The 12,131-nt window shown below is 57.2% G+C and carries 9 protein-coding genes and 1 pseudogene; 7 read left to right on the top strand and 3 right to left on the bottom strand.

What is annotated here, in order from left to right; genetic code table 11:
- Positions 1 to 17: 17 nt before the first annotated feature.
- Positions 18 to 1,460: a pyruvate kinase gene (gene pyk, locus WLO32_RS12280; protein WP_435945392.1), complete on the bottom strand. Its 1,443-nt coding sequence runs from the start codon at positions 1,458 to 1,460 to the stop codon at positions 18 to 20.
- Between the two features lie 130 nt (positions 1,461 to 1,590).
- Positions 1,591 to 2,460 (bottom strand): MurR/RpiR family transcriptional regulator, encoded by an 870-nt coding sequence (locus tag WLO32_RS12275; RefSeq protein WP_435948298.1) that lies wholly within the window; start codon positions 2,458 to 2,460, stop codon positions 1,591 to 1,593.
- Between the two features lie 353 nt (positions 2,461 to 2,813).
- Between WLO32_RS12275 and zwf the strand changes: the two genes are divergently transcribed.
- The 3 genes and pseudogenes from zwf (at position 2,814) to kdgA (ending at position 7,049) form a co-directional block, all read left to right on the top strand.
- Positions 2,814 to 4,289, top strand: coding sequence for a glucose-6-phosphate dehydrogenase (gene zwf, locus WLO32_RS12270; protein WP_435945391.1), 1,476 nt, complete (start codon positions 2,814 to 2,816; stop codon positions 4,287 to 4,289).
- A gap of 243 nt (positions 4,290 to 4,532) precedes the next feature.
- A pseudogene (gene edd, locus WLO32_RS12265) lies at positions 4,533 to 6,345 on the top strand (phosphogluconate dehydratase).
- A gap of 62 nt (positions 6,346 to 6,407) precedes the next feature.
- Positions 6,408 to 7,049 (top strand): bifunctional 4-hydroxy-2-oxoglutarate aldolase/2-dehydro-3-deoxy-phosphogluconate aldolase, encoded by a 642-nt coding sequence (gene kdgA, locus WLO32_RS12260; protein ID WP_121269024.1) that lies wholly within the window; start codon positions 6,408 to 6,410, stop codon positions 7,047 to 7,049.
- Between the two features lie 76 nt (positions 7,050 to 7,125).
- Here kdgA and purT read toward each other — a convergent pair whose 3' ends face one another.
- Entirely contained in the window at positions 7,126 to 8,304 is a 1,179-nt protein-coding gene (purT, locus tag WLO32_RS12255; RefSeq protein WP_435945390.1) for a formate-dependent phosphoribosylglycinamide formyltransferase, read from the bottom strand.
- A gap of 138 nt (positions 8,305 to 8,442) precedes the next feature.
- Here purT and WLO32_RS12250 point away from each other — a divergent pair, with 138 nt between their 5' ends.
- The 4 genes from WLO32_RS12250 (at position 8,443) to ptrB (ending at position 12,129) form a co-directional block, all read left to right on the top strand.
- Positions 8,443 to 8,763 (top strand): YebG family protein, encoded by a 321-nt coding sequence (locus WLO32_RS12250; RefSeq protein ID WP_435945389.1) that lies wholly within the window; start codon positions 8,443 to 8,445, stop codon positions 8,761 to 8,763.
- A 73-nt stretch (positions 8,764 to 8,836) separates the two neighbouring features.
- A complete protein-coding gene (gene yebF / locus WLO32_RS12245; protein ID WP_435945388.1) occupies positions 8,837 to 9,181 on the top strand; it encodes a protein YebF in 345 nt (114 codons plus the stop codon).
- A 117-nt stretch (positions 9,182 to 9,298) separates the two neighbouring features.
- Entirely contained in the window at positions 9,299 to 9,979 is a 681-nt protein-coding gene (locus WLO32_RS12240) for a tellurite resistance TerB family protein (protein ID WP_435945387.1), read from the top strand.
- A 92-nt stretch (positions 9,980 to 10,071) separates the two neighbouring features.
- Positions 10,072 to 12,129, top strand: coding sequence for an oligopeptidase B (gene ptrB / locus WLO32_RS12235; protein ID WP_435948297.1), 2,058 nt, complete (start codon positions 10,072 to 10,074; stop codon positions 12,127 to 12,129).
- The last annotated feature ends 2 nt before the right edge of the window (positions 12,130 to 12,131 follow it).

Below are 12,131 nucleotides of genomic sequence, written 5' to 3'. Positions count from 1 at the left end.
TTTCATCACGCTGATTTTTACTCAACGCACAGGATGCGCGTGGTGTTGGTGGTGCCGATGGTGCTCATTACGTCGCCCTGGGTGACGATAACCAGGTCGCCGGACACCAGGTAGCCTTTGTCGCGCAGCAGGTTAACGGCGTCGCTGGCGGCGGCTACGCCGTCGCTCTGGCTGTCAAAATACACCGGCGTTACGCCACGGTACAAAGAGGTCAGGTTCAGCGTACGCTCGTGGCGGGACATGGCGAAAATCGGCAGCCCGGAGCTGATACGTGAGGTCATCAGCGCGGTGCGGCCAGACTCGGTCATGGTGATGATCGCGGTAACCCCTTTCAGGTGGTTTGCCGCATACATCGCGGACATGGCGATCGCTTCTTCCACGTTGTCGAACTCTACGTCCAGACGGTGTTTGGAAACGTTGATGCTTGGGATTTTTTCCGCGCCCAGGCAAACGCGGGCCATCGCCGCCACGGTTTCGGCCGGATACTGGCCCGCGGCGGTTTCCGCAGAGAGCATGACCGCATCGGTGCCATCAAGCACGGCGTTCGCCACGTCCATAACTTCGGCGCGGGTTGGCATCGGGTTGGTGATCATCGACTCCATCATCTGGGTTGCGGTGATCACGGCGCGGTTCAGCTTGCGCGCGCGGCGAATCAGGGTCTTCTGAATGCCGACCAGCTCCGGATCGCCGATTTCAACGCCAAGGTCGCCGCGGGCAACCATAACCACGTCGGAGGCGAGGATAACGTCATCCATTGCCGCCTCATCGCAAACGGCCTCGGCACGCTCCACCTTCGCCACGATTTTAGCGTCGCAGCCCGCGTCGCGCGCCAGGCGGCGGGCGTAGTTCAGGTCTTCGCCGCAGCGCGGGAAGGAGACGGCCAGATAATCGACGCCGATTTTCGCCGCGGTGACGATATCGGCTTTGTCTTTGTCGGTCAGCGCTTCCGCAGACAGGCCGCCGCCGAGTTTGTTGATGCCTTTATTGTTGGACAGCGGGCCACCGACGGTAACCTCGGTGAACACCTTCATCCCCTGGACCTCCAGCACTTTCAGCTGCACGCGGCCATCGTCAAGCAGCAGGATGTCGCCGGGCACGACGTCGGCAGGCAGGCCTTTATAGTCGATGCCCACTTTCTCTTTGTCGCCTTCGCCTTTACCGAGGTTGGCATCGAGCAGGAACCTGTCGCCGATGCTGAGGAAAACTTTGCCTTCTTTGAAGGTGGAGACGCGAATTTTAGGACCCTGCAGGTCGCCCAGAATAGCGACATGGCGACCCAGTTTCGCGGCAATTTCACGAACTTTATCCGCGCGCAGCTGGTGATCTTCCGCTGTACCGTGGGAGAAGTTCATTCGCACCACGTTAGCGCCGGCTGCGATAATCTTTTCCAGATTATTGTCGCGGTCGGTTGCCGGGCCGAGGGTGGTAACGATTTTGGTTCTACGTAGCCGTCTGGACATGTATTACTCCGTTGACTGAAACAACTTTGGTGTTGCGTGAACAAAAAACTCGGTTAGTCAGGGGCGCTTAACCGCGCAAAGGGACAACTTAACCGAACGACCTAAAAAGTTACAGCTTTGTTATTAAAACTTAGTGATTATCGCCAGGCGCAAAGCGCCCCTTATCAAAACGCGATTCTTTGAGCGCTTCTTTGACTCGCTTCAAGTTATCCCTGAATTTCGCGCCGCGGCGTAAAGTAAAACCGGTTGCCAGGACGTCAATCACGGTCAGCTGTGCAAGACGCGACACCATCGGCATATAGATGTCGGTGTCTTCCGGGACATCGAGCAATAAAGAAAGGGTCGCTTCCTGGGCGAGCGGCGACCCCTGCGAAGTAATGGCCAGCACGATGGCGTCGTTTTCGCGCGCCAGCTGCGCCAGCTCAACAAGATTCTTTGTGCGGCCGGTATGGGAAATCAGCACCACCACGTCCTCTTCGCTGCAGTTCATACAGCTCATACGCTGCATCACGACGTCGTCTGAGTAGAAAACCGGCACGTTAAAGCGGAAAAATTTGTTCATCGCGTCGTGGGCGACGGCGGCGGAGGCGCCCAGCCCAAAGAAGGCGATTTTCTTCGCCTGGGTGAGCAAATCCACCGCGCGATTTACCGCGGCCATATCAAGGGTTTGCCGCACCTGGTCGAGGCTTGCCATCGCCGACTCGAAGATTTTGCCGGTATAGGATTCAACGCTGTCGTCCTCGTCAACATTCCTGTTTACATAAGGCGTTCCATTCGCCAGACTTTGCGCTAAATGTAATTTAAAATCAGGGAAGCCTTTGGTTTCCAGGCGGCGGCAAAAGCGGTTGACCGTGGGTTCACTGACGTCGGCGTTGCGGGCAAGGGTGGCGATACTGGAGTGAATGGCGTCCTGCGGGACGGCGAGAATCACTTCTGCGACTTTACGCTCTGATTTGCTAAGGTGTTCCAGCTGTGACTGGATTTTTTCCAGCATATTCATAGTTAACAGGCGCTCATGGATTTTGTCGATTTCAGAAAACGAAGAAATCGAGACAGGTTTTAGCAAGAATATACGCTTGCCGTACCCCTAAAGGGCAAGTAAATAGGTTTGAATTTGTTGTTTTTTTTCATTACATGATCGGCGTCTAACTTTAGATAAGATCCTGCTAAGCAAAAAAACGTCATTAAATTTCACTTAGGGATGGAAGCGGCCCGCCCGTCGCGGGCTTTCCGTCCTGAGCACGATCGGACAACCCCCGATCGTTTACGTAAATTCATAAAAGGCGCTACATTGCCTTGTAATTAAATTACAAGAGCGACCTGGTACAAGATACCCGAAACGAGGAGAACGACATGGCGGTAACACAGACAGCTCAGGCATGTGACCTGGTGATTTTCGGTGCAAAAGGCGACCTTGCGCGTCGAAAACTGCTGCCGTCCCTGTATCAGTTGGAAAAAGCGGGGCAGATCCATCCGGAAACGCGCATCCTGGGCGTTGGCCGCGCTGACTGGAGCAAAGAGGCGTACACCAAAGTGGTACGCGAAGCGCTCGAAACCTTCATGAAAGAGAAGATTGACGAAAGCCTGTGGGACAAGCTGAGCAGCCGTCTTGATTTCTGCAACCTGGATGTCAACGACACCGCGGCTTTTAACAAACTGGGTAAAATGCTCGACCAGCAAAAGCGCGTCACCATCAACTATTTTGCGATGCCGCCAAGCACCTTCGGCGCCATCTGCAAGGGGCTGGGCAAAGCGAAGCTGAATGCCAAACCGGCCCGCGTGGTAATGGAAAAACCGCTGGGCACCTCTCTTGTCACCTCTCAGGAAATCAACGATCAGGTTGGCGAGTACTTTGAGGAGTGCCAGGTTTACCGCATCGACCATTATCTGGGTAAAGAGACGGTGCTAAACCTGCTGGCGCTGCGTTTCGCCAACTCCCTGTTTGCCAACAACTGGGATAACAAAACTATCGATCACGTGGAGATCACCGTCGCTGAAGAAGTGGGCATCGAAGGCCGCTGGGGCTACTTCGACCAGGCCGGCCAGATGCGCGATATGATTCAGAACCACCTGCTGCAGATCCTTTGCATGATTGCCATGTCCCCGCCTTCCGATCTCACCGCGGACCATATCCGCGACGAGAAGGTGAAAGTGCTGCAATCCCTGCGCCGTATCGATCGCTCAAACGTGCGTGAGAAAACGGTGCGCGGCCAGTACACCGCCGGCTTCGCGCAGGGCAAAAAAGTGCCCGGCTATCTGGAAGAGGAGGGCGCTAACAAGTCGAGCAGCACCGAAACTTTTGTCGCTATCCGCGTTGATATCGACAACTGGCGCTGGGCGGGCGTGCCTTTCTATCTGCGCACCGGCAAACGCCTGCCGGCCAAATGTTCAGAAGTTGTGGTCTACTTTAAGAGCCCGGCGCTGAACCTGTTCAAAGATTCCTGGCAGGATCTGCCGCAGAACAAGCTGACCATTCGTCTGCAGCCGGACGAAGGGGTGGATATCCAGGTGCTTAACAAGGTGCCGGGTCTGGATCACAAGCACAACCTGCAGACCACCAAATTAGATTTAAGCTACTCGGAAACCTTTAACGAGTCCCATCTGGCGGATGCCTACGAGCGCCTGCTGCTGGAAACCATGCGCGGGATTCAGGCGCTGTTCGTGCGCCGTGACGAAGTGGAAGAGGCCTGGAAATGGGTCGACTCCATCACCGAAGCCTGGGCTGCGGACAACGACGCGCCGAAACCGTACCAGGCGGGAACCTGGGGACCGGTGGCATCCGTGGCGATGATCACCCGCGACGGCCGTTCATGGAATGAATTCGAGTAGGCGGAAAGTGCAAAACCGCTGGAAAAGGGAATTTATTTTACCGGTAACATGATCTAACTCAGACGTGGTAGAAATTTTTATCATTAAAAGCCCTGACTGGATTCACCAGCGGGGCTTTTTTATTTACACTAGCTGAAGCGATTTTGCCCGAATGCCATGGAGAGCGGCTGCTTCAGTAATAAAACAGCCGGTGATTTATTCCTCCTGCGCGCTGCGCTGGCAGCCACTTTATGAGGTCCCTTTATGAATCCGAATTTGTTACGCGTAACACAGCGCATCGTTGAGCGCTCGAAAGAAACCCGTGCCGCCTATCTGGCGCGCATCGAAAAAGCGAAGAGCAACACCGTTCATCGTTCCGAGCTGGCGTGCGGTAACCTGGCCCACGGCTTTGCCGCCTGCCAGCCGGAAGATAAGGCAGCGCTGAAAAGCATGCTGCGTAACAATATCGCCATTATTACCTCCTATAACGATATGCTTTCGGCGCATCAGCCCTATGAGTCTTATCCGGAGCAGATCCGCAAGGCGCTGCATAGCGTGGGCGCGGTGGGGCAGGTTGCGGGCGGCGTTCCGGCAATGTGCGATGGCGTGACCCAGGGGCAGGACGGCATGGAGCTCTCTTTGCTAAGCCGCGAAGCGATCGCGATGTCCGCCGCGATCGGCCTGTCGCATAACATGTTCGACGGCGCGCTGTATCTTGGCGTGTGCGACAAAATTGTCCCCGGCCTGACCATGGCCGCGCTGTCCTTTGGCCATCTGCCGGCGGTCTTCGTGCCGTCAGGCCCGATGGCCAGCGGCCTGGCTAACAAAGAAAAAGTGCGCATCCGCCAGCTTTACGCGGAAGGTAAAGTTGACCGCAACGCGCTGCTGGAGTCAGAGGCCGCCTCTTACCATGCGCCGGGCACCTGTACTTTCTACGGCACCGCCAACACCAATCAAATGGTGGTGGAGTTTATGGGCATGCAGCTGCCGGGCTCCTCTTTCGTTCATCCGGACGCGCCGCTGCGCCAGCAGCTGACGGCCGCCGCCGCGCGCCAGGTGACCCGCCTGACCGGCAACGGTAACGAGTGGATGCCGTTAGGCAGGATGATTGACGAGAAGGTCGTGGTGAACGGTATCGTTGCCCTGCTGGCGACGGGCGGCTCCACCAACCACACCATGCACCTGGTAGCGATGGCGCGCGCGGCGGGCATTATCATTAACTGGGATGACTTCTCCGACCTTTCTGACGTGGTGCCGCTGCTGGCGCGCCTGTATCCAAACGGCCCGGCTGATATCAACCACTTCCAGGCCGCGGGCGGCGTGCCTGTGCTGGTGCGCGAGCTGCTTAAAGGCGGCTTGCTGCACGAAGACGTCAACACCGTTGCCGGTTTCGGTTTGCATCATTACACCCTCGAGCCCTGGCTTGATAACGGCCGGCTGGCCTGGCGTGAAGGCGCCGAAACGGCGCTGGATAGCGAAGTCATCGCCAGCTTCGATAAACCTTTCTCTAAGCACGGCGGCACCAAAGTGCTGAGCGGCAACCTTGGCCGCGCGGTAATGAAAACCTCCGCCGTGCCGGCGGAAAACCAGATTATCGAAGCGCCGGCGGTGATTTTTGAAAGCCAGCATGACGTTGTTCCGGCCTTCGAAGCGGGCCCTCCTTGACCGGGATTGCGTGGTCGTTGTGCGCCATCAGGGGCCTAAAGCGAACGGCATGCCAGAATTACATAAACTTATGCCGCCGCTTGGGGTATTATTGGACCGCCGTTTCAAAATTGCGTTAGTCACCGATGGACGCCTGTCGGGTGCTTCAGGTAAGGTACCCTCCGCTATCCACGTCACGCCGGAAGCCTATGACGGCGGGCTGCTGGCAAAAGTTCAGGATGGCGACATGATTCGCGTCAACGGCCAGACGGGTGAACTGACGCTCCTGGTCGATGAGGCCGAGCTTGAGAAACGCACCGCCTTCCATCCCGACCTGAGCGCCGAGCGCGTCGGGACGGGTCGTGAGCTCTTCGGCGCGTTGCGTGAGCAGTTATCAGGTGCGGAACAGGGCGCGACCTGCATTAAATTTTAAGCACCCCCGCGGCGAGCGCCGCGGCGGTAACAGATTATAAAGTTGGCTTAAGAGGCTCTGAGATGAAAAACTGGAAAACCACCGCGGAACAGATCCTGAAAACGGGTCCGGTCGTTCCTGTTATCGTAGTGAACAAGCTGGAACACGCTGTGCCAATGGCGAAAGCGCTGGTCGCAGGCGGCGTGCGCGTGCTGGAAGTGACCCTGCGCACGCCATGCGCGATGGACGCTATCCGCGCCATCGCCAAAGAAGTGCCGGAAGCCATCATTGGCGCGGGCACCGTGCTTAATCCTCAGCAGCTGGCCGAAGTGACCGAAGCCGGCGCGCAGTTTGCCATCAGCCCGGGCCTGACCGAGCCTTTGTTGAAAGCCGCGACCGAAGGCACTATCCCTCTGATTCCGGGCATCAGCACCGTTTCTGAACTGATGCTGGGCATGGATTACGGCCTGAAAGAGTTCAAATTCTTCCCGGCGGAAGCTAACGGCGGCACCAAAGCGCTGCAGGCCATCGCAGGGCCTTTCGCCAACGTGCGTTTCTGCCCGACCGGCGGCATCTCTCCGGCCAACTACCGCGATTACCTGGCGCTGAAAAGCGTGCTGTGCATCGGCGGTTCATGGCTGGTGCCGGCGGATGCGCTGGAAGCCGGCGATTACGACCGCATCACTAAGCTTGCTCGCGAAGCGGTTGAAGGCGCGAAAGCCTGATTCAGACTGGCCTTTGCGTAGGGCGGACGGCAACAGCGCCATCCGCCGAAGCCTCTCCCTTTCCGGGAGAGGTTTTTTAACCTTCTACCCGCACCGCCGCCGCAGCCTGAACCGCGCGCTCTACCGCATTTTCGATATCGCTGCCCGTTGCCAGCGCTACGCCCATCCGACGTTTGCCGCTGATTTCCGGCTTGCCGAACAAACGCACCTGCAAACCCGCACCTACCGCCGCATGGACATTGCCAAACTTCACGTTATCGCTGGTTAGCTCCGGCAAAATAACCGCGGATGCCGCCGGGCCGTACTGACGAATATCGCCAACCGGCAGGCCGAGGAAGGCGCGCACGTGGAGAGCAAACTCGGACATATCCTGCGAAATCAGCGTGACCATGCCGGTGTCATGGGGACGAGGGGAGACCTCGCTGAAAATCACTTCATCGCCGCAGACAAACAGCTCCACGCCAAACAGGCCGTAGCCGCCGAGGGCGACCACAACTTTCTGCGCGATGTCTTTCGCGCGCGCAAGGGCCAGCTCGCTCATTTGCTGCGGCTGCCATGACTCGCGATAGTCGCCGTCTTCCTGGCGATGGCCAATCGGCGCGCAGAAATGAACGCCGTCCACGGCGCTGATGGTCAGCAGGGTAATTTCAAAATCGAAGTTAACCACCCCTTCGACGATAACTTTGCCTTTGCCGGCGCGTCCGCCTTGCTGCGCATATTCCCAGGCTTTCGCCAGCTGTTCGCGGGTACGCACGAAGCTCTGGCCTTTGCCGGAGGAGCTCATCACCGGCTTAACGATGCAGGGCAGGCCAATCTCTTGCGCCGCCTGCAGGAAATCAGCTTCAGCGTCGGCGAAGCGGTAGCCTGAGGTGGGAAGAGACAGCTCTTCGGCAGCCAGACGGCGAATGCCTTCGCGGTTCATGGTGAGTTTCGTTGCCCGGGCGCACGGCACGACGTGCTGGCCCTGCTGCTCAAGCTCGATCAGCATATCGGTGGCGATAGCCTCGATTTCGGGAACGATAAAATCAGGTTTCTCCGCCAGCACCAGCGCTTTTAGCTCCGCTGCGTCAAGCATATTGATGACGTGGCTGCGGTGCGCCACGTGCATCGCCGGCGCATCCGCATAGCGGTCGACCGCGATGACTTCCAGCCCCAGACGCTGGCATTCAATGGCGACTTCTTTTCCTAATTCCCCCGAGCCTAACAGCATAACGCGCGTGGCCGCTGGACGCAGGGCCGTTCCCAACATTGACATAATCCGCCTACCCGATGTGATAAAATAAACGGCCGCAGTATATACGAAAACGTTTGCGTACGCAGCGTCTTTCCCGCTTGCGGAGCAGGGGAAATGGACTTATACTGTATAAATACACAGTTAAACGGAGCTGCAAATATGGCGGTTGAAATTAAATACGTTGTGGTGCGAGAGGGGCAGGAAAAAATGTCTTTTGCCAGTAAAAAAGATGCGGATGCCTATGACAAAATGCTCGACCTGGCCGAGGTGTTAGGCGACTGGCTGCAGCAAAGCCCGGTCGCCTTCGAAGAAGGCCAAAGCGACGTGCTGGCGATGTGGCTGGCCGAAAACAAAGACGCGCTCTCTACGGTATTAAAAAGCGGTAAACTACCGCAAGCCGCGGCGGACAGCGCTGAACAGGCGTCGGCTGAAGATAACGTTACCGAGCATCCCGGCCGTAAACGCACTAAGGCGGCGTAGGTTCGCTTAGACGCTTGCGCAATACCGGTTTTGTACCAGGCTTTTTCTGATAACCAGGCATCAGGAGAGCCTTATGAACAAAATCGGTATTGTGCTGTGTACGGCCTGTTTTCTCACCAGCTTTCTCGCCTGCGCGGCGGAGTCTAACAAGGTTAAGTTTCCCCGCTGCGAAGGGCTGGATGCGGATGCCGTTGGCGATAGCGTGAAGAACGACTATCAACAAAACCGCATCGTGCGCTGGCCGAAGGAGCGCGAAAAGCTGGGCCAGGCCGACCCCGTCGTTTGGGTGAACAGCAAAGAGATCACCGGCAAAAACGGCCAGTGGAAGGTGCCGCTTACGGTGCGCGGCATGAACAGGGATATCCATTACACCGTGGTGGTGGATTGCAAAGCCGGAACCGCGGATTACCAGTCCTGATCTTCCCGCCGGGTTTTGCCCGGCGTGGTTATTTTCTCATCTTTAGTCTTATCAGACAGTTCTTGACGCCCGTTTGCTTACTCTCAGTCAGTTAAGCGATAACCCAAGGGGTGTCTCATGAGTAATTGGTTACAACAGATCCAGTCCATGCTGGGCCAGACCGGCCTTCCCGGCCCGCAAACGCAGCAAAACGGCGCGTCCGGCGCGGATCAGGGGCTCAGCAAACTGCTGGTGCCCGGCGCGTTAGGCGGCCTTGCCGGCCTGCTGCTGGCGAACAAATCTTCCCGCAAATTATTAACCAGGTACGGCACCAGCGCGCTGCTGGTGGGCGGCGGAGCCGTCGCCGGCAGCGTTTTATGGAATAAATATAAAGATCGTATCCGCCAGACGCATCAGGACGAGCCGCAGTTTGGGCAGCAGCAGTCGCCGGTGGACGTGCGCACCCGGCGCTTGATTATGGCGCTGGTGTTCGCCGCGAAAAGCGACGGCCACATCGATGACAAAGAGCGTCAGGCGATTGAACAGCAGCTGCGGGATGCCGATATCGAAGGGCCGGGGCGCACGCTGATTCAGGAAGCCATCGAAATGCCTCTCGATCCAAAACGCCTGGCGCAGGATGTAAAAAACGAGGAGGAAGCCCTCGAACTTTATTTCCTGAGCTGCGCGGCGATCGACGTCGATCATTTCATGGAGCGCAGCTATCTCAACGCCTTAGGCGATGAGCTGAAGATCCCGCAGGACGTGCGTGAAGGCATCGAGCAGGACCTCAAAAAACAGAAGCTAAGCCTGCCGGGTTAACCCCGGCTTTTTCCTCAAAAGCTCTCGTTGCGCTTGCAAGCCTGTCTGAATTTGCCACCCTTACAGGGTGTTAACTAAAAATGAATAATGACATGCCACCAAAAGCGCAAAAGATCCCCCACACCCTGCATAAGCATGGTGACACACGAATCGATAACTATTACTGGCTGCGTGACGACGACCGTGATAACCCGGATGTCCTCAACTATCTGCACGAAGAGAACGACTACGGGCAGCGGGTCATGGCCACTCAGCAGGCGCTTCAGGAGCGCCTGCTTAAAGAGATGGTCGATCGCATTCCCCAGCATGACGTTTCGGCGCCCTACACGCAAAACGGCTACCGCTACCGGCAGGTGTATGAGGCGGGCAACGAATACGCTATCTACCAGCGCCAGTCGGTGGTGCTGTCGGAATGGGACGAGTGGGATACCCTGCTCGATGCGAACCGACGCGCGGCCCACAGTGAGTTTTACACCATGGGCGGGATGGCGATTACGCTGGATAATACGATTATGGCGCTGGCGGAAGATTACCTGTCGCGCCGTCAGTACGGGCTGCGTTTTCGCAATCTTGAAACCGGGAACTGGTATCCCGAGGTGCTCAGCAACGTCTCAACCAGCTTTGTCTGGGCGAACGATTCCTCCACGCTTTACTACGTGCGTAAGCACCCTAAAACGCTGCTGCCTTACCAGGTGTGGCGTCATACAGTCGGGCATCCCTCAACGGATGACCAGCTGGTGTACGAAGAGAAAGACGATACCTTCTACGTCAGCGTGCATAAAACGACCTCGCAACACTACATTCTGATTTACCTCGGCAGCGCCACGACGAGCGAGGTGCTGCTGCTGGATGCGGAATTACTGGATGCGGAGCCGCAGGTTTTTGCGCCGCGCCGCAAAGATCACGAATACACCCTCGATCACTTCCAGCATAATTTTTATTTACGCTCTAACCGGGAAGGCAAAAACTTTGGTTTATATCGCAGCAAAGTCCGCGATGAAAACCAGTGGGAGGTGCTTATCCCCGCGCGTGAACACATCATGCTGGAAGGCTTTACGCTGTTCACCGACTGGCTGGTGGTTGAGGAGCGCCAGCGCGGCCTGACCAGCCTGCGGCAGATCAACCGCAAAACCCGCGAAGTAACCGGGATCGCGTTTGACGATCCGGCTTACGTCACCTGGCTTGGTTACAATCCGGAGCCTGAATCCTCGCGGCTGCGTTATGGCTACTCGTCCATGACCATGCCGGACACCCTGTTTGAGCTGGATATGAACACCGGCGAACGCCGCGTTCTTAAGCAAACCGAGGTTTCCGGCTTTGATTCCGCCGATTATCGCAGCGAACACCTTTGGGTGACCGCGCGTGACGGCGTGCAGGTGCCGGTTTCGCTGGTTTACCACCGCAAGCACTTCCAGCGCGGGAAAAATCCCCTGCTGGTTTACGGCTACGGTTCCTACGGCAGCAGCATGGATGCCGATTTCAGCAGCAGCCGTCTTAGCCTGTTGGACAGGGGATTTGTCTTTGCCATCGCCCACGTGCGCGGCGGCGGCGAACTGGGCCAACAGTGGTATGAAGACGGTAAATACCTTAAGAAGATGAACACCTTCAATGACTATCTTGACGTCTGCGATGCGCTTTTAAAGCAGGGCTATGGCGATCCGAACCTGCTGTATGGCATGGGCGGCAGCGCGGGCGGCATGCTGATGGGCGCGGTGATCAATATGCGTCCTGAATTGTTCCACGGCGTTATCGCGCAGGTGCCTTTCGTTGATGTGGTCACCACCATGCTCGATGAATCCATCCCGCTGACTACCGGCGAGTTTGAGGAGTGGGGGAACCCGGAGAACGAGGAGTATTACTTCTACATGAAGCAATACAGCCCCTACGATCGGGTTTGTGAACAGGTTTACCCGCATATGCTGGTCACCACGGGCCTGCATGATTCCCAGGTGCAGTACTGGGAGCCCGCAAAATGGGTGGCCAAACTGCGCGATACCAAGCGGGACGACAACCTGCTGCTGCTGTGTACCGATATGGATTCCGGGCACGGCGGGAAATCCGGGCGCTTTAAATCTTATGAAGGGGTGGCGCTGGAGTACGCCTTTTTGATTGCCCTGGCGCAGGGGACATTGCCAGGGCGGGCGGGGTAGCG

Origin of the sequence: Dryocola mayonis (genome assembly GCF_051307045.1) — a bacterium.
Classification (GTDB): domain Bacteria; phylum Pseudomonadota; class Gammaproteobacteria; order Enterobacterales; family Enterobacteriaceae; genus Dryocola.
Note: the sequence above shows the minus strand (reverse complement) of the source record. Positions and strands in the feature narration are given on the sequence as shown.

Bases quoted from the DNA above. Each gene is read 5' to 3' on its own strand.
- WLO32_RS12240 (WP_435945387.1), top strand. From the start codon at position 9,299: ATGAGTAATTGGTTACAACAGATCCAGTCCATGCTGGGCCAGACCGGC.
- purT (WP_435945390.1), bottom strand. From the start codon at position 8,304: ATGTCAATGTTGGGAACGGCCCTGCGTCCAGCGGCCACGCGCGTTATG.
- WLO32_RS12275 (WP_435948298.1), bottom strand. From the start codon at position 2,460: ATGAATATGCTGGAAAAAATCCAGTCACAGCTGGAACACCTTAGCAAA.
- zwf (WP_435945391.1), top strand. From the start codon at position 2,814: ATGGCGGTAACACAGACAGCTCAGGCATGTGACCTGGTGATTTTCGGT.
- pyk (WP_435945392.1), bottom strand. From the start codon at position 1,460: ATGTCCAGACGGCTACGTAGAACCAAAATCGTTACCACCCTCGGCCCG.
- WLO32_RS12250 (WP_435945389.1), top strand. From the start codon at position 8,443: ATGGCGGTTGAAATTAAATACGTTGTGGTGCGAGAGGGGCAGGAAAAA.
- ptrB (WP_435948297.1), top strand. From the start codon at position 10,072: ATGCCACCAAAAGCGCAAAAGATCCCCCACACCCTGCATAAGCATGGT.
- yebF (WP_435945388.1), top strand. From the start codon at position 8,837: ATGAACAAAATCGGTATTGTGCTGTGTACGGCCTGTTTTCTCACCAGC.
- kdgA (WP_121269024.1), top strand. From the start codon at position 6,408: ATGAAAAACTGGAAAACCACCGCGGAACAGATCCTGAAAACGGGTCCG.